The sequence below is a fragment of the Proteus penneri genome, from assembly GCF_022369495.1.
Lineage (GTDB): Bacteria > Pseudomonadota > Gammaproteobacteria > Enterobacterales > Enterobacteriaceae > Proteus > Proteus penneri.
This window is the reverse complement of sequence record NZ_CP059690.1, coordinates 1,624,961-1,647,430: the sequence shown is the minus strand read 5'-3', so window position 1 is coordinate 1,647,430 and position 22,470 is coordinate 1,624,961. Positions and strand designations below refer to the sequence as shown.

The following is a 22,470-nucleotide window of genomic DNA, read 5'->3' as shown; positions in this document are numbered from 1 at the left end:
TAATCTTTATCATAAATATTCCTAAATAAAATTACTTGATAAGTCGTATTCGAAATAACGAGATAAATTCAAGTAAAACAACGATTGTTCTGCCATTTCTGTGACGAATATCAACTCTCCATAAGTGAAGCATTCCATTAATTATAATAAACAGACGACGAAAACGTTTGCATAATATTTTTATGTAGATAGAATTCGTCAGATTTTTTTGGCCTGGTGAAATTAATAGGGGGTTAAAGTGTCTCAGGACAACAATTATAGTCAGGGCCCAGTGCCCATATCCGCAAGAAAGGGTGGATTAGCGTTAACCTTTGTGATGTTGGGATTAACGTTTTTTTCAGCCAGTATGTGGACTGGCGGCGCTCTTGGTACTGGTCTTTCCTTTAATGATTTCTTCCTCGCAGTTCTAATTGGTAATCTTCTTCTTGGTATCTACACCGCATTTCTTGGTTTTATTGGTTCAAAAACAGGTCTTACTACTCATCTTCTCGCGCGTTACTCTTTCGGTATTAAAGGTTCTTGGCTTCCCTCATTTTTACTCGGTGGTACTCAAGTTGGTTGGTTCGGTGTGGGGGTGGCAATGTTTGCCATCCCAGTAGGAAAAGCCACTGGTATTGATATCAATCTCCTCATCGCCGTTTCCGGCATTTTAATGACCATCACTGTATTTTTCGGCATTTCCGCTCTCACCGTTCTCTCTATCATTGCTGTTCCCGCTATTGCTATCCTTGGAAGTTACTCTGTTTATCTTGCCATACATGATATGGGCGGGCTTTCTACGTTAATGGCTGTTAAACCTACTCAGCCATTAGATTTTAATTTAGCGCTGGCGATGGTTGTCGGATCGTTTATTAGTGCGGGTACACTGACGGCTGATTTTGTCCGCTTTGGACGAAACCCTAAAGTCGCAGTGGTTGTTGCAATTGTCGCCTTCTTCTTAGGCAATACATTGATGTTTGTCTTTGGCGCAGCAGGCGCCGCTTCACTGGGAATGGCAGATATTTCTGATGTGATGATTGCGCAAGGATTATTGCTGCCGGCTATCGTGGTGCTAGGTTTAAATATCTGGACAACCAATGATAATGCGTTATATGCATCAGGATTGGGCTTTGCCAATATCACTGGTTTATCAAGTAAAAAACTTTCTGTAATAAACGGTATCATTGGTACGCTGTGTGCATTATGGCTTTATAATAACTTTGTTGGTTGGCTTACCTTTTTATCTGCAGCAATTCCACCAGTAGGAGGTGTTATTATTGCAGATTATCTGATGAATAAAGCACGCTATAACAGCTTTAATGTTGCTACAATGCAATCGGTTAACTGGGTTGCATTACTCGCTGTTGCAATTGGTATTATCGCAGGGCACTGGTTACCGGGTATTGTGCCTGTTAATGCCGTGTTGGGGGGAGCAATAAGTTATGCTGTGTTAAATCCCATATTAAATCGTCGTACAGCTCGACAAGCGGAGATAAATCATGCTGGGTAAAAATATCGAACAAATTAACCATGCTCGTCTAGTTGGAAAAGAAGGTTTGTGGCGCATTACGCTAAAAAATAACAAAATTGAAGCGATAGAGCCTCAGCCTGAAAATAATTTTCATCTTGAGTCATTAGATGCGCAAGGTGGTTTAGTTCACGCTCCTTTTGTTGAACCTCATATTCATTTAGATACTACACAAACTGCAGGGCAACCGAATTGGAATCAATCAGGTACGTTATTTGAAGGTATCGAGCGCTGGGCAGAGCGAAAAGCATTGTTAACTCATGATGATGTTAAACAACGTGCATGGCAAACGCTTCAATGGCAAATTGCTAATGGTATTCAACATGTTAGAACTCATGTGGATGTTTCGGATGCATCGCTCACCGCATTAAAAGCAATGCTGGAAGTGAAAGAAGAAATTAAACCTTGGGTTGATTTACAAATCGTTGCTTTTCCACAAGAAGGTATTTTGTCTTACCCTAATGGTGAAGCTTTATTAGAAGAAGCATTAAAATTAGGTGCTGATGTTGTAGGTGCTATTCCACACTTTGAATTTACGCGTGAATATGGTGTTGAATCATTGCATAAAACCTTCGCATTAGCACAAAAATATGATCGTTTAATTGATGTTCATTGTGATGAAATTGATGATGAGCAATCTCGCTTCGTTGAAACCGTTGCCGCTTTAGCACATAAAGAAAATATGGGCTCAAGAGTTACTGCAAGTCATACAACCGCAATGCACTCTTATAATGGGGCCTATACTTCGCGCTTATTCCGTTTATTAAGAATGTCAGGTATTAACTTTGTGGCGAATCCTTTAGTGAATATTCACTTGCAGGGGCGTTTTGATACTTATCCAAAACGTCGTGGTATTACTCGCGTAAAAGAGATGCTAGAAAGTAATATTAACGTCTGCTTTGGTCATGATGATGTTTTTGATCCGTGGTATCCATTAGGTACAGCAAATATGCTTCAAGTTTTACATATGGGGCTGCATGTTTGCCAATTAATGGGTTATGGTCAAATTGATAACGGATTACAGTTAATTAGCCACAACAGTGCAAAAACACTCGCTTTAACAGATTATGGTGTTGAAGTAGGAAATAGTGCAAACTTTATCATTCTACCCGCTGATAATGGATTTGATGCTTTACGTCGCCAAGTACCAGTGCGTTATTCCGTTCGTCAAGGTAAAGTGATCGCACAAACAGAGCCAGCAAAAACAGAAATTATGTTAGATAAGCCGACACTAGTTAATTATAAATAATAACCCAATAATTGTAGTAAAAGTCATCTTTATTTAGGATGACTTTTTTATATAAGTAAATTAATAAATTGAATAATAAATAGACATGTGATGCTTAATTATTTTATGTTTTTTTTATTTGTATTATTTAACTTAAAAATCAATATTTACCTTATGGTTGTGAAATGCAATTCCTAAACGCAAATAAATATATTTAAATTATTATTATCTCATGTTTGGTGTTGTATATAAAACAAGAAGATATTTAATCTATTTAGTTTGCTATAAAATCTATTTAAATAATCTTATTGATAAAACATAATAAAAGGAGATAGATGTTTATGGCATATCGTTATGATGAAGATCTGGTTTTTCTCTCAGAATGTTCAAATGAAGAATTGAATGATCTTGTTTATTTATTAACACATGATAAAGATGGCGAAAAGCGTTGGACAGAAGAGTTAACAAATAATTCTAATTATAAAGCATTTTATCCTAATCATAGTTTATATTGGGAAGAAATCGCTGCTGAAATACAATGTTTTGGCGGTAATACTTTTGCTACCATGTTTAGAGGGGGAAAAGGTGTTTTATATCGAGAAGTATTAACTGATGTCTGTAATAAATTAAAAGTTAACTATAATAAAAACTCTACTATTGAGATTATTGAAAATAATCTTTTGATGAAAATAGTAACAGATGCACTTAGCTCGATGACACCAGAACAAATTAAGCAATTAGGTGGAGAATTAGGTGTAAAAAATACATCTGGCCTAACAGCACAAACACTAACAGCTGGTTTTCAGGCAATATTTAGAGCTGGTGGATTTAAGTCGTATCAATTAACGGCGATCATTGTAAACCAAATAATGAAAGCTTTAATTGGTAGAGGATTAAGTTTTGCTGCGAATGGCACATTAATGAGAACAATGTCAATCTTAGCGGGGCCTGTTGGTTGGGCTATTACAGGAATATGGACAGCAATTGATATTGGTAGTGCTGCTTATCGCGTAACAATTCCTGCCGTAATTCAAGTCGCATTTTTAAGAACACAATCTTCTGCTAAATTAGCGAATGAGATCAGTTTTGATTAAGAAATAATGAGTTTTTCAGTTAGAACAATAAATCTATAATACTCTTTGTTTTCTTATTTCAATATTTATTGAATGAAAATGAATCATTGCAGATTTACCTAATTCAATTAAAATAAGACGCTGTTAGATCCTCTCCGTATTACTGCGGCTGCTATCCCTTTAATCTGAGAGGTTTTTATGTCTACACAAAGAGATCGTGGTTGGCGCCAATGTGTTAACCGAAAAAATAAACATCAAGAAATGGGTTGTTCACGAGTGATGTTTAAACCAGAAAAAAAATGGTCTAATTTATATACTCGATCACTTAAAATGACCAGAGCTGCACAACTAGGAATTGAATACCCAAGAATTTCTCGTAGTCAGCGTCGATTAAATGCGTTATCTGATAGTGAGTAATAATGAATATCTTATTTATTTGCAGTAAAAACCAATGGCGAAGCCCGACTGCTGAACTATTGTTTGCAGATAGAGAAGGGATTAATACACTTTCAGCGGGTACGCGCAAAGATGCGCAATGTGTTGTTGATAACGAATTGCTAAAATGGGCTGATTTAGTCCTTACTATGGAATCTAAACATTTAAATCGCTTATCTGCACATTTTCCTGCAACCATGCGCTATAAAAAAGCCCATGCATTGGGAATACCTGATAATTATCGCTTTAATGATCCGGCATTAATTGAACGCCTTGAACAGAAAGTTCAGCCTTATTTATCGATGGAAGCAAAGCTTTCAACTAAATAATTTATTTATCTTGATCAAAAACGCTCAGTTCAAAATATAAGACTGAGCGTTTTTTTATATTTGAAAGCCTTGGGTATAAAAAATAAGTTAAATTTTATTTGTTGTATTTATTGATTATTTTTTCTGATCAAGGCGGCTAATTGTGCAAGTTCTTCATCACTCGCTCGTTCAAAATCGTGAGATGAAAGATAACCTGGATATTTATCAAAGAAAATCTTCTGCTTATTTTCAATGGGTGCCCATTTAGTCATATCACCAGTGCCATGCATTGGACTAAGTTTACTGTGAACATGATCAACACCAAATCCTTCAAAAAACATGCCTGTACGGGAAACATCAGGGAATGTTTTATCTAAGATTTTTGCCACTTTTTTTGTGGCAATCACTAATAAAGCTAAGGCTTCATCACTAAGATCAAAAGCGTAACTTGGATAGTGTTTTTTAGGAATAACAACAGTAAAGCCTTTGGTGTTTGGAAATATAGACAGAAATGCAAGGTGGTGTTCGTCTTCCCAAATTTTATGGCAAGGTGCCTTTCCAGCAACGATTTGACAGAAAATACAATTATCCATAGTAACCTCATAGCCAAAAATGAGCTGATATCTCAGCAAAATTAATGTTGAAAAGATAGCCCTATGTGTAATTTATTTCAAAATCAAACTAAATAATGACAAGAAAATCAAAATGATAAGAATAAAGGCAATAGGCAAAAGAAAGAGGATATTACAAAGGAAAACCCTTAGCGAGTCATTTAACTTACTAAGGGTTTGTCATACTTGGCGAATTACAGTAGGTTTCTTTCAGCTAAATCAAGTGCAAAGTAAGACAGAATTAAATCTGCTCCTGCACGTTTAATTGAACCTAAAGTTTCCATTACCACACGATCTTCATCGATTGCACCCGCTAATGCCGCAAATTTAATTTGCGCATATTCACCGCTGATTTGATAAGCGGCTAAAGGTAACAAAGTACGTTCACGCACATCGCGAATAATATCTAAATAAGCACCCGCTGGTTTTACCATCAGCATATCAGCGCCTTCTTGCTCATCAATTAATGATTCACGGATCGCTTCACGGCGGTTCATTGGATTCATTTGGTAAGTTTTACGATCACCTATTAAGCGGGAGCCTGCTGCATCACGGAAAGGGCCATATAATGCGGAGGCAAATTTGGTCGAATAAGAGACAATGCCTGTGTCGCTAAATCCTGCTTTATCAAGCGCTGCGCGAATGGCTGCGACTTGGCCATCCATTGCCGCAGATGGCGCGATAAAATCGGCACCAGCTTGTGCTGCTGCAACAGCTTGAAGACCTAAATTATAGATAGTTTCATCATTATCAACATGTTCACCATGTAAAACGCCACAGTGACCATGTGAAGTGTATTCACAAAAACAGGTATCAGACATGACAATCATTTCTGGTACTGCATCTTTACAAATACGAGACATGCGAGAAACTAAGCCATCACTTTTCCAAGCATCACTCCCAGTTTCATCAAGATGATGGGATACCCCAAAAGTCATGACAGTTTTAATGCCAGCTTTGGCAATGCGTTCAATTTCATAAGCAAGACGCTTTTCAGGAATACGAACCACTCCCGGCATACTTTTAATAGGCTGATAATCATCAAGCCCTTCTTCAACAAAAATAGGCAAAGCGAGATCATTTTTTGTTAAGGCTGTTTCTTGAAAGAGAGCGCGCAGGTTTTCTGACTGGCGTAGTCTTCTTAAACGCTGGATGGATTGTTCGTTGCTCACAATATCTCCTTTTTATGGCCAGTACTAACAAGTATTTACCGAGGTATTATAAACCTTAATATTGATAGATAGATACTGCATAATTGATAATCGTTATACTTCAAGTTGTAGTGTTATGATTATTCTTATTCACTTGCCGCCTAGCTATACCTTGAATTATCTAGAATATGGAAAGTTAGTTATAGAGAAAAAAGAGAAAGGAAAAATAAAAGGGAAGAAAAATAAGTGATGGAGAAGGCGAAATAAAAAAGAGCAGGATAATTTCTACTCTTTAAATTGATTTCTACCGATTCTTTATTGAGAAGATTATTTTTTTTGCTCTTCTAATGCAGAGATCATTTGAATTTTACAAGCGGCAACAATTTGAGTTAGGCCTTCTTGGAATTCTGCTCGAGAGCCAATTTCAGCTTTTGCGTCACGTAAAGAGTTAACAACTTCGATAGTGCCTTCAGTAAATTGAGCTTCAGTTGCTTCTAATTTTGCGAAATCAAATTTCTTTGCATTTAAAGAGGCTACTGCATCTTTGGCAATTTTCTCTGCTGGTTCTTTTGTATCATAAGCTTTAATTGAGATATCTTTAAAGGTATCGCAGTAATCATCAGCCATTTTGGTTGGGTTAGCAAAAGCAACTGCGGGCAATAATAGCAGAGATAAGAGAAGTGGTTTCATTTTAGCCTCATGTTTATTTTTTGGTACGTACTCATTGAGTGTAACATATAAATAGGAGTGACGATAAATCAGAATAAGTGTAAAAATATGAATAATTAATATTTTTAATCCTATTGATTTTAGCTATTTTGGTTATAATTGTGTTTAGGGACAATAAGCTAGCAATTTTTACTTAATAAAATTTAATTATTTACAATAAATAAATTAACTCAAAATATAATAATATTAGGATTTATCTTTATTTACATCTCACACAGCTATTTTTTATTTATGTTAAAAATAAAAAATCTGCGCTTTAAATACAAAAATCAGAATAAAAAAGAGTTAAGTGAACATCAGCTATTGAAGGAATAAAAGAGAAAAAATCCCCTCTACAAGGATAGAGGGGTAGCTAAATGAATAAAGAATGGTTTATTTCGAGATTGAGTATATAGGAAGTTTTAAACCAACTTTTGTTTATTTGTGCAGCACAAAAAGTTTAGAAAATGGAATAAAAATATGTGCGAGTACTCTATTTGAAAATAAACATATTATTGACGATAGGCTGTTTTAATTTGGCTAATCGTATTACGGAAAGTCTCTGCTTGTTTTTCGTCATCAACTTCAGCAATAGCACGTTCAATATTTAAAATAACACGCCCAGCATCTGCTTGACCTAATGCTTTTAACATATAGGTGACTAGTGTTTTTAAGCAAGCCACTTCTTCTGCTAATGTTTCCACATCTGCTTGTGTTTTAAACTTCTCGTTCATTATTTACGTTCCTTTGTTTTCAATTTATAAATCATATCAAGCGAGATCATTAGAATAGCAAAGTCTCAGCAAGGTATGAATAGTGATAATGAAAGCATTTTATCATATTGAAATGACTAGCATGATAAAGAGATAAAATAGCCAGTGGCCCCATTTATTTGTTGAAATCACGCTATACTTTGAACGCTATGTTTTGAACGTTAATACAAACAGAATGTGGTAAAGCAATCATTGCAAGAAATCAGAAGAAATGCAGAAAAACAGGGAGAATAATATGAATGAAGAACAACTATTACAGGCGATCACTCATTATCCCGCACTTTATCAGCGTAAATCAGGAAATACACATAAAGGGACATTTGGCACATTAGGCATTGTAGGTAGTGCGGAAGGAATGAGCGGTGCTATTGTGTTAGCAGGTAAAAGTGCATTAAAAGCAGGATGTGGAAAAGTATTTCTCGGTTTTGCTCAGCCACAACTTCCTCTCCCTTTTATTGATAGTGCACCAGAACTTATGCTTAAAACAGCACAAGAATTAATAAATCGGCAAGATATTTCTGCTTGGGCGATTGGCTGTGGATTGGGATTATCTGCAAATTCTGAAAAGATCTTATCAATAGCTTTAGCACAGCGTAATGAAGATAGACCTTATGTTTTTGATGCGGATGCATTAGTGTTAATGGCTAAATTTAAATCAGCACTCTCACTTAATCAGCACTGTGTTTTAACGCCACATCCTAAAGAAGCGTCTATTTTGCTTAATTGCACACTCAATGATATTCAAAATAATAGAGAAGAAGCGGCAAAAGAAATTGCGAAAACTTATCATTGTTGGGCCATTATTAAAGGTCAAAATACAGTTATTACTTCTCCTACAGGGGAGATAATAATTAATAGAACAGGTAACAGTGGATTATCAACAGCAGGGAGTGGTGATGTGCTAACAGGCGTAATGGGAAGTTTTTTAGCACAAGGGATGACAATGTCTGATGCGGTAAGAAGTGCAGTTTGGATACATGGAATGTCGGCGGATATCTTAGTTAAAAAAGGTATTGGTCCAATAGGATTAACTGCATCAGAATTGATTGATTCGATCCGCAATATTCGCAATCAAATATGGACGTTAACACAGCAACATAATGCAAATTATTTTGAATAATCACTTTTATTTTTTAGCTTAACATATTAATAATTAAAGTAGGTTTATATTAAGATTAGGTTGTTTTTAGTTAATTCACTCACAGTAATCTTTGGGTTATTGCGATAGGATTAAGGTAAATGGAGAGTTGAGAGGAGTTATTATGTATAAAACGATTTTAGTGCCTATTGATATTGTGGAAGAAGAGTTAACCAGTAAAGCGGTACGACATGCTGTGTATTTAGCAAAAGAAACAGGAGCTAACTTACATTTAATTCATGTTCTTCCTATCTCTTCAGCAATCATTAATGCTTATTCATTGGGTTATCCAGAAATTAAAGATAAAGCAACAGTAAAAGCAGAAAATGATATGCAAATATTGGTAGATTCGGTGGATTTGCCTGCTGAAAAGGTCGCTTATACGGTTACTTTTGGCTCGCCTCGTGATGAAATTTTAGTCACAGCAAAAGATATTCAAGCAGACTTAATTGTGATTGGCTCACGTAGACCTAATATTAGCACTCATTTATTAGGCTCTACAGCTGCGGGAGTTGTTCGCTATGCTGAAATTTCAGTTTTAGTTGTTCGTTAATATATTACTAATATGCTATGAGCATCCCTCATAGCATATTTTTTAGTTTTTTTGCGTAGCTTATCTTATTTATTTCATCAGCAGTTTATTGAATAAACAGTCTAGAAAGTGGATAAGAATGGAAAAATTTACCGAAGAACTTTTAAGGCTCGATCATTTTATTCTACGCATCTTACGCTATTATGTAATAGGCTCTATTTTCTTTTTTTTAGGATTATTACCAGGCGTATTAGGATTTTATTTAATTGAAGGGCATACCTTTATGGAATCTTCATTAAATGCAATCTCTATGTTAAGTGGTCAACCCGTAGAGCCAGCACCTGCAACCCCAACAGGACGCTTTTTTATTGCAATCTATGGTTTATTTCTTCAGTGTGTTTTTATTTTATCAATTGGGCTTGTAGTGACACCTTTTATTCATCGACAATTGCATAAATGGCATCTTGAAGAAGATTAAATAAGCAAGCTGAGGGGTTAACGCTACAATAATAAACAGACAATAATCTGATAATGAGGAGTTGCTATGTACAAGACAATTCTAGTACCTGTTGATATTTCAGAAGATGAGTTAACGACTAAAGCCTTACAACATGCTGTTTATATTGCCAAATTAGAAGGTGCGAAACTGCATCTTTTCCATGCTATTCCTGATATTTCACGTTTCTCTATTAGTTATAGTTACCATTATGACATGCTCAGTTCTTTTGCAAATAAAGCACTTGAGCGAGTACAAGAACAACTGCAGGAATTAGCTAATAGTATTGATTTACCAAATGAACAAGTTGAATTTTCAGCTGTATTTGGTTCTGCAAGAGATAAGGTTTTAGAACTCGCTGAAAAAATTCATGCTGATTTGATTGTAATAGGCTCTCGTCGGCCAAGTATTTCAACACACCTATTGGGATCGAATGCATCAGGTATTGTCGCTTATGCTAAACAATCCGTGTTAGTTGTTCGCTAATATTTTTATAAAATTAGAAATTAGTACGCAACCCCTAAATCCCTATTTAGGGGTTTTTATTTTTGCATACAAGCATGGTTAATTTTAGATTGATTTGTGAATGTAATTGCTTAAGTTAGTTTATAAAGCACTTTGTATGAGTGTTTTTTATTAAACCAGTAATAGCTATTTGATTGAGCAAGTTAAAAATAAGAGAAGGTATTTTATCATTACACCGTACTTCTTATGTCAATATTTATAACCATCCATCTATAAAATTGATCTGCTTACTGCCTAAAATATTTTATTTGTTCATAATAGTAGTGAAAGATGATAGAGCGAGGAGCGGACTATGCGATAAAGTTTATAGTCGTAATAGCTCGTTTTGATTAAAACTAAGGCATAGTATGGATAATGAGATAATGGCGGAGTGCACTGCCATTTCACAAGATAAACAGCGTGAAATTACTAAGTTATGTATTCAAACTGCGCTGTTGCTATTGCAACATGGTGCAGAAAGTATGTTGGTTGAACAGCTTTCAACTCGTCTAGGTTTAGCTTTAGGTGTACATCAAGTCGAAAGTGCAATTTCTGCTAATGCGGTTGTATTAACCACTATTGTTAACGGGCATTGCCAAACTTCAACACGAAAGATAGTCGACCGTGGCATTAATATGCATGTTGTGACAGAAGTTCAGCATATTGTTATTTTGGTCGAACATCACCTAGCAGATATTTATGAAGCAAGAAAACGATTTGAGCATATAAAACCATTACGTTATCCACGTTGGGCGATTATTTTTATGATTGCCTTATCATGTGGTTGTTTCTCTAAACTAAATGGTGGAAATTGGGATGGCTTTTTAGTTTCTGCTATTGGCGGTGGCCTTGGTATGTTTGTCCGCCAAGTATTAACACATCGTCAAATGAATCCATTAATTAATTTCTGTATTACGGCATTTGTAGCGACTTCAGTCTCAGGTCTATTATTAAAACTCTCTTATTTTCAAACTACGGCGACTATTTCAATGGCTGCCAGCGTCTTATTATTAGTTCCCGGATTTCCTTTAATTAATGCTGTTGCTGATATGTTTAAAGGGCACGTTAATACTGGCTTAGCGCGTTGGGCAATGGCAACAATGTTAACATTGGCAACCTGTTTAGGGGTTATTTTAGCTATGGCAGTATGGGGGTTAAGAGATTGGGCATAATAACGATAATCCTTACCTTGATTGAAGATATGATTTTAGCTGCTATTCCTGCTGTGGGTTTTGCGATGGTATTTAATGTGCCTATAAGAGCATTAAAATATTGTGCACTATTAGGAGCAATAGGCCATGGCTCTCGTACTGTATTAGTAATGAGTGGTATGAATATTGAATGGGCAAGTTTTTGTGCTGCTATTTTAGTGGGGTGCATTGGTATTCAGTGGTCACGCTGGTGGCTTGCACATCCAAAAGTCTTTACTGTTGCTGCTGTTATTCCGATGTTTCCCGGAATAAATGCATATATAGCGATGATCTCAGTGGTGAAGTTAACGCAAATTGGTTATAGCGCAGAAATTTTTGAAGCTTTAGTTACTAATTTCCTTAAAGCTTCATTTATTGTCGGTGCGCTTTCTATCGGGCTATCTTTGCCGGGATTATGGTTATATCGCAAGCGTCCGAGTGTATAATGACTTATATTGCGTGTTGCAGAGAGTTTAATGTAATATCCAATTCATTTTTATCGGAAATAATAATTTGAATTCGTAATTTATTTTCAGATTCTAAACTGGCATGTGCTTTAACATCTTCGTTATTCGCATGCTTTTTTGTTATTTCGACTAATTCATCCATCAAATTCAGCATATTCTCATTCATTTTTAAGTTTCTCCAAATCATTGATGGATTAAACCATAGCAAATCCCCTTTACGTTAATGTCGAGAATAACGGCTTTTTCTATCACCATTCACGCTTATTGTTTTATTTTTTATATAAAAAATAGCAAGAAAGATTGCCAAAAATAAATAAAAAAAAGGTAAGATTAGGCGAAATAAAAATAAGATTATCAGTTGGTTATTAAAGATAATTCTTATTGGGTTTAATAAAACAAAGAGTAAGGCAGATACCACTTTGAGAAAAATATTACACTATACCGCGATTGTGTTGGGTTTGTTTTTTATTACGCTAAATATTCAAGCACAGGCACCTGAAAATTTTACAAAAGCGAAAGAGATAGCAAAAGAACGTATTTATTATGATCAAAATCAAAAGTCACAAGGTACTATTTATTGTGGTTGTGATTGGAAATGGGTAGGTAAATCTGGAGGGCGTGTTGATTTAGCCAGTTGTGGCTATAAAGTCAGAACCCAGCAAACAAGAGCGGAACGTATAGAGTGGGAGCACATTGTACCTGCATGGGTTTTTGGTCATCAACGTCAATGTTGGCAAAATGGAGGCCGAACTAATTGTGTGAAAAACGATCCTATATTTGGCAGAATTGAAGCAGATTTACACAATTTGGCGCCATCTATAGGTGAAGTTAATGGTGATCGTAGCAATTTTAGTTTTGGGCAATTACCTGTACAAGCGCCTTACCATTATGGTCAATGCCGTAGTCGCGTTGATTTTGCTTCACGAACCTTTGAACCTCGTAATGAAGTTAAAGGCCAAGTAGCAAGGGTTTATTTCTACTTACATGATCGCTATAACCTTTCTATGTCACGTCAGCAACAACAGTTATTAATGGCTTGGGATAAAGCTTATCCACCAACAGCATGGGAAAAAGAGCGTGATAATCGTATTGCTCGTATTGTTGGATATCACAATCCCTTTGTGACAGGTGAAATGAAATGGCAATTAGGGCATAAAAATAGTGGTATCGGATTAGTTGCAACAAATAGTACGCAGACCACTAAAATTGAAACATCTAAACAAGTAAATGCATCACAATCTGAAGGTATTAAAGGTAATATAAATAGCAAGATCTACCATTTTGCACATTGCTCCGGTTATAAAACAATGTCAGATAAAAATGCGGTTTTGTTTAAAACGGAGAGTGAAGCAATTAAGGCTGGTTACCGTTTAGCTAATAACTGTAAACAACCCTAATCGTATTACATCCAACGACGAACGTGGCGACAATATTGTTGCCACGCTTGCGGAAATAACTCACTTAAGATTTTCTCTTCACGTACTATCGTATAGCGATCAGTAATAAAGTAAAACGCAATTGCTGCACCCAAAAATCCCCAATTACCAAAAATAAAAAACAACCCAATACTAATGTCTAAAAAGCCGAGATACATAGGATTGCGACTTATTTTATAAGGACCACTTGTGACTAATTGTCGAGGTGTGTGATTGGGATTAGGAGACGTTTTTTGTTTAATAAAAAATGAAAGGCAATAAAAAAGCCAGATCCCAGAAGTCGTAATGGTGAGTAAACCGAGGTAAAAAAAGAAGCCCATTTTGAGAGAACCAGAGTGAAGTTCAAAACCAATAAATGGAATTAGGTTAAGTAGTAACCAATAAATAAAAGGTAATCGCAAGAAATTCATTTACTCCCCCCAAAAATAACACTTATTGTTATTTTTATGTTAAGTCCATCTCGTTATAAATCATCTTAGTATTGAAAATATTTTTCTTTTGTCATTATACTGTCATAAAGCTTCGTTAATTTTCACTCTAACTCCATGATGGGGAATATGAATGACAGAAGCAATGGAAATATCTCGTTACTCACAGAAAACCGGCAACAACCGTTCATTGATGTTTAATGTTCAGGATTGTGACCGGTTTTTTTGTTTTCTGCGACTAGACAGAGTCTGAAGGGGACTCATCGGTAAGTGAATGGAATACAAACAGAGATGTCGATGACTTTTTGAAGACTAACAAGGGTAAATACCACTATGAGTAGACAAAAAGCAGCAACACGTTTACGCCGAGAAAATAAACGCACTTCACGTAAAGAACAACGTAATGGGGCATACCGAGATAATGTTATGGTTTTACCGGGATTTGGGGATATTGATACTATTGGCATGGCGAGAGAAAAACGTGATGAACGAGTGTTATCTCCTCGCAATGAAGTGCAACGCCAATATATGAATGCAATAAAGCATCAGAATCTTATTTTTGCTACAGGGGAAGCCGGCTGTGGTAAAACGTTCCTCAGTGCTGCAATGGCTGCCGATGCTTTAATTCATAAAGAAATAGAACGTATCATTGTTACTCGACCTGTGTTGCAGGCTGATGAAGATCTCGGTTTCTTGCCTGGTGATATTGCTGAAAAGTTTGCACCCTATTTTCGTCCTGTCTACGACGTATTAGTGAAACGTTTAGGTGCTTCATTCTTACAATATTGTTTACGTCCTGAAATTGGAAAAGTTGAAATTGCACCTTTTGCTTATATGCGAGGCCGTACTTTTGAAAATGCATTTGTTATTTTAGATGAAGCACAGAATGTTACTGTTAATCAAATGAAGCTATTCTTAACTAGAATGGGTGAAAATGTCACTGTTGTGGTCAATGGAGATATTACACAGTGTGATTTACCTTCTGGTGTATCGTCTGGATTAGCGGATGCTCTTATTCGATTTGAGGCTAATAGTCGAGTAGGTGTGATTAAATTTATGCAAGAAGATTGTGTACGTTCTACATTATGCCAGCATGTATTAGCTGCTTATAATAATTAAATAGAACAGAAGAATTTTATATTGAGTGAAAAAGGCCACATTAATATGTGGTCTTTTTTATTGATTTTTTAGATTTTATTTTTATCTATTTTTTTATTAATCAAGGAATAATTAATTCAAATAAATAATTCCAATGATGTTTTTTAGTATTTTTTTAGATTTGTTATTAATAAATTAACTGTTATTGTTTTTATATTTATTGTTTTTTGTGTTTATTATCTATGAATTTTGTAATGAAATTAAATTTTAATGTTCTATATGTTGGTAAAGAGTGGTTGCTAATTATATTTGACTTAAATCACAATTTTTAAAAAATAAAAAATTTTATTTGTTGAGTTTTTAAAGTATGGCTAATATCAAATTGACTAGGGTATCCTTTCACACCTTTAGTTAATGATGGCAATAATAGAATCTTATTTTTGCTAATTAAATATTTATCTATTCTGGAGTTATATATGTTTAAAAATAAACTCCCACTGTCATTATTATCAGTGGCTATATTGTCGTCGTCGGCATTTGCTGCAACAAATAGCGCAGGAGGAATAATTTCTTTCTCTGGTGCTATTAGTGATACCACTTGTACTATTAATGGAGGAAATAGTGCGGACTTTTCTATTCTATTAGATCCTATTACCGTAACGGATGCAGGAACAACAGCAAATACTGTTATTGCCAAAAATCAAAAAGAGTTTGCTTTGACATTCTCTGATTGTGCTCCAGCATCTACACCAAGTGGCAGTAATTTAAAGATACATTTCTCATCTGCAAATACTATTTCAACAAGTGGATTATATTTAGTCAATGATACTGCGAATGAAAATGATCCATTAGTTGCAAAGAATGTTGGTTTTAGTTTATCAACACCTGCTGCGCCAACAGTTGCTATACCTCTAAATGCAACTTTTGATACAGGTATTAAAGGCGATAAAACAGCGCCAGATTCAGATACTCTACGCTTAATTGCCAGTTACTATAAAACAAATGCAACAGCAGCTAAAACAGGACCCGTACACTCTAACGTTATTTATACAGTATCTTATTTATAATATAAAAAGCCAGACTCAATGGGTCTGGCTTTTTTGGGTGCTTATAATGAAAAAATTAATATTACTTTTAATTATCTTGATATTACCTTCAGCCGTATTAGCAAACATTATTATTAATGGTACCCGCGTTCTTTACTATGAAGGTGTTGATAGTGTTAATATCGAATTGACAAATAATGGTAATTTAGCTTCTTTGGTACAAAGTTGGATTGATGATGGAGATATAAACTCAACGCCTGAAGATGCGAACTCTCCTTTTTATTTATATCCACCTATTGTAAAAATTGCAGGAATGCAAGGGCAAACATTAAGAATAAAAAATTCCGATAAGATACCATCGGAAAATCTTGAAAAAGTATATTATTTAAATGTATTAGATATTCCAGAAAATGTGGAAGCATTAAAAGGAAAGAGTTATCTTCAATTAGCAATGAAAACAAGAATTAAAGTTTTTTATCGCCCCAAAGGACTTACTGATAACCCAGAGACTGTTAATGAAAAAATTACTTACCAATTAAATGGCAATAAAGTTCTAGTAAAAAATAACTCACAGTATCATTTCACAATAGCATCTATTTCTACACAAGAGACACCTCGTATTACGCTTGTTGATTCTGAAATGATCCCTCCGTTATCTTCTCGTGAGTTGCCATTAATTAATACATTAAAAAGTAATTCCGTTGTTGTTATTTATGTTGATGATTTTGGTGTTTATAAATCACAAAATATTAAACTCTAATCGAGATAACATCGTGAATAATCCAAGATATCTCTCAATCCTTATTTTTTTAGGAATACAACATTACACTCAAAATCTGTACGCAGAGGGATTTGACACATCTTTGCTTGTTGGGAATTCAAAGAATGGAGATATTTCACGATTTTATATCGACGATAAAATCCCTGAAGGAAAACAACTTGTTGATGTTTATGTTAATCAAGAATGGAAAGGGCAATTTGAAATAAATGTAACGGGTGAACATGCAGAGGTTAGTTTTGAGCCAGTAGATGTAAATAAACTGGGCTTAAATTTATCTTTATCCGCAAAACAAAAACTTGTGCAACAAAAAACAATATTATCAAATGAATTGGCAAAAGGTGTGACATCGGTATTAGATATAAATAAATTAAGGCTTGATATTAATGCTCCCCAAATTTCGGTGAAAAAATCAGAAGTTGGGTATGTTGATCCGAGTTATTGGCAACAAGGTATTTCTGCACTGATTTTGTCTTATAATTTGAATTACTATAACTATAAAGAAAAAAAAGGAAGTAAAAGCAATAACGAAAATTTTTTTGCCAATATTCATTCAGGTATTAATTTAGGTGCGTGGCAGTTTAGAGATGAATCTAACTACTCTTATTATTCTCATGGTAACAGCCAATGGAAAAACAATACACGCTATGTTTATAAGGCGTTTAGTCAGATAACTTCGGGATTAACAATTGGTGATTTTTATACACCAGCAACACTTTTTACCAGCATTGCATTTAGAGGAGCATCGTTGGCAACAGAAATGGGAATGCTACCTAACTCAAGTCAAGGTTTTGCTCCTATTATTCGAGGTGTTGCACAAACAAACGCATTAGTTAGTGTTTATCAAAATGAAAATTTAGTTTTTCAAGAAAATGTACCTCCTGGGGAGTTTTCTTTTCGAGATATTCAACCCACAGCTGGTGGTGGTGATCTATTAGTGGTTGTTCAAGAAGCTGATGGTAGAAGAGAGTCATTTACGGTGCCATTTTCAGCCGTGCCCGACATGCTAAAAGAAGGTGTATATCGCTATAACGTGATACTGGGGGAATCACGGATTAATAATACTGATTACCGACCTAAATTTGCACAAGGTGAGTTTCATTATGGCTTAAGTAACCTTGTTACACTTTATGCTGGAGGCATTGCCAGTGAAGATTATTACTCTGCATTGATAGGTAGTGGCTGGAATTTTAGATTTGGGGCAATTTCAGCAGATATAACACATGCAAGTGCAGATTTACAGACGGGTAAAAAAACCGGACAAAGCTTTCGTCTCGCTTATAGTAAATATATGGATGCAACATTAACCAATTTAACATTGGCTGCTTATCGTTATTCTACTCGTGATTATTATAGCTTTGTAGATTCAATTTATGCCCATGACAACTATAAAGCTTGGAAAGATTATCAAAATGATATTGCTCAACAACAAAATAATAATAATGCAATATCTGATCTTGATTTATCAACGTTTGATGCACTACGAGGTTCTAGAGCAAAAAATACGTTTACTATAAATCTTAATCAATATTTGGGTGGACAACGTGGTGTTATTTTTCTTTCAGGGACACATCGAAACTATTGGAATACAGATGAGAGTAATCGCGAGTATCAGTTAGGCTATTCAAATAATTATAAGGATATTGCGTATAATCTTTCTGTCTCAAAGTTAAGAAATTACGATAATAAAGACGAGACTCGTTATTATTTTAATATTAGTGTGCCGATTTCATTTTTTGATAAAAGAGCCAATATTAATACTTCAATTTATGCGGCTGATTCACGTTACCAGCAATCTACAATTAGTATGAGTGGAACAGCAGGTAAAGATGATCTAGTTAATTATACTTTAACAGGTTCAAATCAAACGGGTGGAAATAATTTAGTCGGTGCAAATGTCAGTTATCGTCATCCATATAGCACATTATCTGCATCTTATACGGAAGCAAATAATTATCGCCAGGGGGGATTAGGTGCTCGAGGAACAGTTGTTGCCGTACCTAATCATATTGTTTTTTCAGGTAATACAGGGAATACCTATACTCTTATCGAAGCACCTATGGCCAATAATATGATGGTTAATGGAAATAAAGCCACATTAACCAATAATCAAGGAATAGTATTAGTGCCTAATAGTATCCCTTATCGTACAAATAATTATACTTTGACAAATACCGAAATGCCTTCAAATGCCGAGCTTATTGGAAATACAACTCAGGTAGCTCCGTATTTAGGCGCAGTTAATTACCTCACATTAACAACGGATAAACGTAAGACATTTATTATTAAAGCATCTTTAGAAAATAATGAAAGTTTACCTTTCGGTACGGAAGTTTTAAATAGTAAAAAAGAGAGTATTGGTTATGTCGGACAATCAAGTGTGCTTTATTTAAAAAGTGATGAGTTACCTTCTTCACTCTTTATAAAATTAAATAAAGCTGAAAAGATGGAATGTGTTGTGGAGCATTTAATAAATACGATGGATAAAAATAGTAATATTTGTCGATAAAGGAAAGCGCTATGAAATCACCAGCTTTTATATTTATAATTTTATTAGGTGCGATAAGCCAACAGGCAATTGCTAATTGTAAACCTGAGGAAACTATTACGGCACCCAATATTAACTTTGATTTATCTGCAGATTTAAATGCAGCTTCAACAACTGTAACAAAAACGAGTAGAACAACATTTCCGGGTACCTTTAAATGTAATGCAAGAGGAGTATTATTTCCTAATACTGTGGGTATTGCCTCACCTTTTAATGATGGTCGAACGGGAACAATTGGTTTTAATGGTGGGAAGCAGTTTGTCTCTATTACATTAACGGCATTAGAAAAAGATAATGTAACGAATATTTCAGCGGGAACACACCCTGCATCAGATTTAGATACTAATTTCACCTTAAAATTTACGTTATTGAGTAGTAAACCCTCGACCAATTATAAAGAGGTGAGTGGAAATACAGCGGTTGTTAATCCTGTTATTTTAGCGTCAGATGCATCGAGTGTTGGGTTAGTTCAGTGGTTACTTAATATTGTTATTAAACTTGTGCAATTCTTATTAACGTGGCAATGGCCAGTTGATCAAAATGATATTTTCTTACAACCAATGCTAATTACTTATAATCCTGTCATGACAACCTGTAATTTTTCTAATGCGGGTTTAGTTGTTTCATTGCCATTAATCAGTGTAAAAGATGCAAAAACGGTAGATAAAGCAGGATACACGCCTTTTACATTAAATTTTACGTGCCAAGACTTTTTAAGTGGTTCAAAAGCGTCTAGAAATATTAAGATGTTTTTATCGAGCCAAAATTTATTGGCGACAGACAAAACTATATTAACTAATACAACAGCGCAAGGTGCGGGGGGGATCGGATTCCGTGTAGTAAAAAGTGATAATATCAATAGCCCCGTTATTTTTTCTGACAATATTAATTCTCAAGGCAGTGCGACCAGTATTTTCAGTGTTAATCAAGGTGGCAACTTATCCTCTGCATTTTCGATAAATATGGGGGCTTATTATTATCCTTATAGTGTTAATTCAGTTACTCAAGGGAAAATAACAAGCACTGCGACATTAGTGATGTCTTATGACTAAAGAGTGTATCTAATGAAAAAAATAATAAATGTTAGTTTTATTTTATTATTTACGCTTATAACATCCATAGCAAAGGCAAGTGTGGTACTTGAGCGTACACGTTTAATTTTCCCCATGGACAAATCAACACTATCATTGCAAATTTTTAATCGCAGTGAACAGCCAACATTAGTTCAATCTTGGATAGATGATGGTGATATTGCATCAACGCCTGAGACGACAACAGCGCCTTTCATTGTAATTCCTCCTATAATGAAAGTCTCTGCTAATGGGGGAGCACAATTAAAAATACAACAATTAGAAAATAAATTGCCTCAAGATAGAGAATCTATTTTTTATCTTAATGTGCTTGATATTCCACCTAGACCTAACAGCAGCGAAAATGCCAATACGTTACAATTAGCATTACAAACTCGCATCAAGCTTTTCTATCGTCCTAAACAACTTGAATTAACCAGTAGCACTATTTTTAAACAGATTGGAATTATAAAGAAACAGCAGAATTTAGAGATTAATAATCCTTCAGCATATTTTTTTACGATTTCAAAAATGTATACACAAGAGAATATAGAGCAATCTTTAATTGAGCCCACCATGATAGCGCCTTTCTCAAAACAGGAAGTCGAATATAAAGGACGAATTAATACTAACCAAGTTATTACAGTCATCTATATAGATGATGATGGAAATTATCAGCAAGATAAGAAGAATATACATTAGTTATATTTTATAATAAAAAAGACTGCATATTACTGAAGAAGTTAATATGCAGTCCGTACAGCCAACGCTTAGTCTTTAATTATCGCTTAGCTTACGTCTTCGTTATCCATAACATGGTGACGTTCAGCGTGATAGCCTTCTTCGTCATAACCAAAACGCCAATAAGGAATAGCATAAATTAAGCTGCGATCGAAACCGTTATCACGGCGAATATGATGTCTTAATGCACGAATAATTTTGTCTTCACCAGCAATCCAAAATGCCACATCTTCAGTTGGTAATTTCCACGACGTAAATTCATTAATCAAGTTTTGAGTTTGTTCTTCAACAGAACCGATTAACCAGATTATCTCTAAGCCTTTAGGACGTTTAATTTCTTGGCGATGCGCTTCGTCCTCTACTCGTATAATGACTTTCCCTTGAACATTAGGTTGCATGGTTTCTATCAAAGCCATTAAAGCAGGTAATGAACTTGGATCAGCTGCCATATAGTAATGCGACGCTGGTGCTAATAAAGGAGCAGGTCCACCCGGATTAGTGATCCCAATATAGTCTCCTTGCTTAGCATTTAGTGCAAAATGAATAGCAGGGCCAGCATCGTCATGTATTGCAAATTCAATATCTAACTCTTTTTGTTCGGGGCGAATAGCACGAACACTGTAAGTACGTACAATCGATTTTGGTTCGCCTTCAGGCCATGTAGGGCCTTTCTCAGAAAAGCCTGGTACTGTTGGTTTAACTTGGCCTTCTAAAGGTAAGAATATTTTTAAATGTGCCCCCGCAGTATCTGCTGGGTAAGTATCTAAATCATCACTCGTAAAGGTGATACAGCGCATTCCTGGTGTAACATCAGTAATATGTTTTACTTGAACTAGGCGAGGAGGAGCGGGTTTATAAATGTTTTTTTCTTGAGATATTTTTGGGTTACTCACTTTTTTTTACCTGACTCATTTAATTTTTTATTGATGTAGATATTATCATTTTCAATTAATAATGATAGTCATTATCAATATTAATATTGATTTAGTAAAGGAATGCGTATTTTTTATTTATATAGTGTGATTAGGTTCAAATTAAAAATAAGAAGATAATAATCAATGTGATAAGTATGATTTGATAACGTTGAGGCATTAGCTAAAGAAGTTAAAGGTAAATAAAAATACGAAGCGCAATGTGGGATAAGATGAGTTGGTGTTATTTTCTTTAAAGAAAAGATGTTTTCAGATGGTCGTAATAAAGGCAG

General features: G+C 35.0%; 25 protein-coding genes. 18 read left to right on the top strand and 7 right to left on the bottom strand.

Going from position 1 to position 22,470, the window contains the following annotated elements; translation table 11 throughout:
* Window positions 1-238 precede the first annotated feature (238 nt).
* The 5 genes from codB (at window position 239) to H1225_RS07505 (ending at window position 4,572) form a co-directional block, all read left to right on the top strand.
* The gene (gene codB, locus H1225_RS07525) at window positions 239-1,489 is read left to right on the top strand and encodes a cytosine permease (RefSeq protein ID WP_072064072.1); all 1,251 of its coding nucleotides are present in this window, start codon (window positions 239-241) and stop codon (window positions 1,487-1,489) included.
* Window positions 1,479-2,756 carry a cytosine deaminase gene (locus H1225_RS07520; RefSeq protein WP_006536476.1) on the top strand — a complete coding sequence of 426 codons (1,278 nt, stop codon included), beginning with the start codon at window positions 1,479-1,481 and terminating at the stop codon, window positions 2,754-2,756. The genes codB and H1225_RS07520 overlap by 11 nt, the downstream gene beginning before the upstream one ends.
* A gap of 320 nt (window positions 2,757-3,076) precedes the next feature.
* Complete coding sequence (locus tag H1225_RS07515) at window positions 3,077-3,829, top strand: YaaW family protein (protein WP_161671610.1); 753 nt, start codon at window positions 3,077-3,079, stop codon at window positions 3,827-3,829.
* Between the two features lie 177 nt (window positions 3,830-4,006).
* Window positions 4,007-4,225 carry a hypothetical protein gene (locus H1225_RS07510; protein WP_036912865.1) on the top strand — a complete coding sequence of 73 codons (219 nt, stop codon included), beginning with the start codon at window positions 4,007-4,009 and terminating at the stop codon, window positions 4,223-4,225.
* Between the two features lie 2 nt (window positions 4,226-4,227).
* Window positions 4,228-4,572, top strand: coding sequence for a low molecular weight protein tyrosine phosphatase family protein (locus H1225_RS07505; RefSeq protein WP_006536478.1), 345 nt, complete (start codon window positions 4,228-4,230; stop codon window positions 4,570-4,572).
* A gap of 107 nt (window positions 4,573-4,679) precedes the next feature.
* Here H1225_RS07505 and H1225_RS07500 read toward each other — a convergent pair whose 3' ends face one another.
* The 4 genes from H1225_RS07500 to H1225_RS07485 form a co-directional block, all read right to left on the bottom strand.
* Entirely contained in the window at window positions 4,680-5,144 is a 465-nt protein-coding gene (locus H1225_RS07500) for an HIT family protein (protein ID WP_115065391.1), read from the bottom strand.
* Window positions 5,145-5,356: 212 nt separating this feature from the next.
* Entirely contained in the window at window positions 5,357-6,334 is a 978-nt protein-coding gene (gene hemB, locus H1225_RS07495; protein WP_115065390.1) for a porphobilinogen synthase, read from the bottom strand.
* 306 nt (window positions 6,335-6,640) lie between these two features.
* The gene (locus tag H1225_RS07490) at window positions 6,641-7,003 is read right to left on the bottom strand and encodes a hypothetical protein (protein ID WP_006536483.1); all 363 of its coding nucleotides are present in this window, start codon (window positions 7,001-7,003) and stop codon (window positions 6,641-6,643) included.
* A gap of 530 nt (window positions 7,004-7,533) precedes the next feature.
* Window positions 7,534-7,755, bottom strand: a complete 222-nt coding sequence (locus tag H1225_RS07485) for a DUF2594 family protein (RefSeq protein WP_006536484.1) — start codon at window positions 7,753-7,755, stop codon at window positions 7,534-7,536.
* A 274-nt stretch (window positions 7,756-8,029) separates the two neighbouring features.
* Here H1225_RS07485 and H1225_RS07480 point away from each other — a divergent pair, with 274 nt between their 5' ends.
* The 6 genes from H1225_RS07480 to H1225_RS07455 all read left to right on the top strand — a co-directional run bounded on the left by H1225_RS07480 (window position 8,030) and on the right by H1225_RS07455 (window position 12,100).
* The gene (locus tag H1225_RS07480) at window positions 8,030-8,914 is read left to right on the top strand and encodes an NAD(P)H-hydrate dehydratase (protein ID WP_161724985.1); all 885 of its coding nucleotides are present in this window, start codon (window positions 8,030-8,032) and stop codon (window positions 8,912-8,914) included.
* 142 nt (window positions 8,915-9,056) lie between these two features.
* On the top strand, window positions 9,057-9,485 hold the full coding sequence (locus H1225_RS07475) for a universal stress protein (protein ID WP_006536486.1): 429 nt from the start codon (window positions 9,057-9,059) through the stop codon (window positions 9,483-9,485).
* A 118-nt stretch (window positions 9,486-9,603) separates the two neighbouring features.
* The gene (locus tag H1225_RS07470; protein WP_072064066.1) at window positions 9,604-9,942 is read left to right on the top strand and encodes a hypothetical protein; all 339 of its coding nucleotides are present in this window, start codon (window positions 9,604-9,606) and stop codon (window positions 9,940-9,942) included.
* A gap of 66 nt (window positions 9,943-10,008) precedes the next feature.
* Entirely contained in the window at window positions 10,009-10,446 is a 438-nt protein-coding gene (locus H1225_RS07465) for a universal stress protein (protein WP_109400550.1), read from the top strand.
* A gap of 386 nt (window positions 10,447-10,832) precedes the next feature.
* The gene (locus H1225_RS07460; RefSeq protein WP_161727874.1) at window positions 10,833-11,636 is read left to right on the top strand and encodes a threonine/serine exporter family protein; all 804 of its coding nucleotides are present in this window, start codon (window positions 10,833-10,835) and stop codon (window positions 11,634-11,636) included.
* Complete coding sequence (locus H1225_RS07455; protein WP_161669346.1) at window positions 11,627-12,100, top strand: threonine/serine exporter; 474 nt, start codon at window positions 11,627-11,629, stop codon at window positions 12,098-12,100. The genes H1225_RS07460 and H1225_RS07455 overlap by 10 nt, the downstream gene beginning before the upstream one ends.
* Window positions 12,101-12,104: 4 nt before the next feature.
* On the opposite strand, the gene H1225_RS07450 is transcribed toward H1225_RS07455, so the two are convergent.
* Window positions 12,105-12,287, bottom strand: a complete 183-nt coding sequence (locus H1225_RS07450) for a hypothetical protein (protein WP_069369016.1) — start codon at window positions 12,285-12,287, stop codon at window positions 12,105-12,107.
* Between the two features lie 253 nt (window positions 12,288-12,540).
* Here H1225_RS07450 and H1225_RS07445 point away from each other — a divergent pair, with 253 nt between their 5' ends.
* On the top strand, window positions 12,541-13,518 hold the full coding sequence (locus tag H1225_RS07445) for an endonuclease (protein ID WP_161724983.1): 978 nt from the start codon (window positions 12,541-12,543) through the stop codon (window positions 13,516-13,518).
* Window positions 13,519-13,523: 5 nt separating this feature from the next.
* On the opposite strand, the gene H1225_RS07440 is transcribed toward H1225_RS07445, so the two are convergent.
* Window positions 13,524-13,967: a methyltransferase family protein gene (locus tag H1225_RS07440; protein ID WP_088495402.1), complete on the bottom strand. Its 444-nt coding sequence runs from the start codon at window positions 13,965-13,967 to the stop codon at window positions 13,524-13,526.
* Between the two features lie 351 nt (window positions 13,968-14,318).
* Here H1225_RS07440 and phoH point away from each other — a divergent pair, with 351 nt between their 5' ends.
* The 6 genes from phoH to H1225_RS07410 all read left to right on the top strand — a co-directional run bounded on the left by phoH (window position 14,319) and on the right by H1225_RS07410 (window position 21,227).
* Window positions 14,319-15,104 (top strand): phosphate starvation-inducible protein PhoH, encoded by a 786-nt coding sequence (gene phoH / locus H1225_RS07435; protein ID WP_006536497.1) that lies wholly within the window; start codon window positions 14,319-14,321, stop codon window positions 15,102-15,104.
* 455 nt (window positions 15,105-15,559) lie between these two features.
* Window positions 15,560-16,150: a fimbrial protein gene (locus H1225_RS07430; protein ID WP_072064062.1), complete on the top strand. Its 591-nt coding sequence runs from the start codon at window positions 15,560-15,562 to the stop codon at window positions 16,148-16,150.
* Window positions 16,151-16,196: 46 nt separating this feature from the next.
* Window positions 16,197-16,889: a fimbrial biogenesis chaperone gene (locus H1225_RS07425; RefSeq protein WP_109400546.1), complete on the top strand. Its 693-nt coding sequence runs from the start codon at window positions 16,197-16,199 to the stop codon at window positions 16,887-16,889.
* 13 nt (window positions 16,890-16,902) lie between these two features.
* Window positions 16,903-19,416 carry a fimbria/pilus outer membrane usher protein gene (locus tag H1225_RS07420; RefSeq protein ID WP_239739613.1) on the top strand — a complete coding sequence of 838 codons (2,514 nt, stop codon included), beginning with the start codon at window positions 16,903-16,905 and terminating at the stop codon, window positions 19,414-19,416.
* An 11-nt stretch (window positions 19,417-19,427) separates the two neighbouring features.
* Window positions 19,428-20,507 (top strand): fimbrial protein, encoded by a 1,080-nt coding sequence (locus H1225_RS07415; RefSeq protein ID WP_109400545.1) that lies wholly within the window; start codon window positions 19,428-19,430, stop codon window positions 20,505-20,507.
* 12 nt (window positions 20,508-20,519) lie between these two features.
* On the top strand, window positions 20,520-21,227 hold the full coding sequence (locus H1225_RS07410; RefSeq protein ID WP_161724981.1) for a fimbrial biogenesis chaperone: 708 nt from the start codon (window positions 20,520-20,522) through the stop codon (window positions 21,225-21,227).
* Between the two features lie 86 nt (window positions 21,228-21,313).
* Here H1225_RS07410 and H1225_RS07405 read toward each other — a convergent pair whose 3' ends face one another.
* On the bottom strand, window positions 21,314-22,159 hold the full coding sequence (locus H1225_RS07405; RefSeq protein ID WP_219515697.1) for a siderophore-interacting protein: 846 nt from the start codon (window positions 22,157-22,159) through the stop codon (window positions 21,314-21,316).
* Window positions 22,160-22,470 lie beyond the last annotated feature (311 nt).